1 protein-coding gene is annotated in these 551 nt (G+C 56.8%); it reads left to right on the top strand.

Annotation, left to right across the window (positions count from 1 at the left end):
- On the top strand, positions 1–542 hold a 542-nt coding region (locus H8A95_RS43480; protein WP_229188515.1), incomplete at its 5' end, for a hypothetical protein.
- Positions 543–551: the final 9 nt, after the last annotated feature.

The raw sequence follows: 551 nt of genomic DNA, 5'->3' as shown, positions 1-551 counted from the left end.
TGATCTACTTCTTCAAGCCGAAGGGGCCCTGGCGGCCCAACAATCGGATGTTCTTTCTTGGCGCGGCGTTCATGTTGCTCGAAACCAAAGCAGTTGTGCAGATGGCACTGTTGTTTGGCAGCACCTGGCTGGTCAACTCGGCAGTTTTCTTCACCGCGCTGGTATTGATTCTCGCCGCCAATCTGTACGTGATCAAGGTACCGTCAATTCGGCTTGCCCTGCACTATGCCGGACTGCTCGCGCTACTCGCGGTCACGGTGCTCGTGCCTCTGGATACGTTCCTGAGCGGTGGCATTGTCTGGCGTTACGTCATCCCTTGCGCGCTCTCGCTTGGACCGATGTTCTTTGCGGGCGTGATCTTTGCGCGCTCATTCCGTGACGAAGCCAATCCCGATCAAGCGTTCGGATCGAATATCGCAGGATCGGTCATTGGCGGCCTGACCGAAGCATTCTCGACCGTGCTCGGTTTCCGCTATCTCCTCATCATAGCGATTTGCTTCTATCTTCTATCCGCCTGGATGCCGACGCGGGGGAAGGGCTAGAGCAGGAAG

Origin of the sequence: Bradyrhizobium oropedii, assembly GCF_020889685.1 — a bacterium.
GTDB classification, from domain to species: Bacteria; Pseudomonadota; Alphaproteobacteria; order Rhizobiales; family Xanthobacteraceae; genus Bradyrhizobium; species Bradyrhizobium oropedii.
This window is presented reverse-complemented; position numbering and strand designations above follow the sequence as displayed.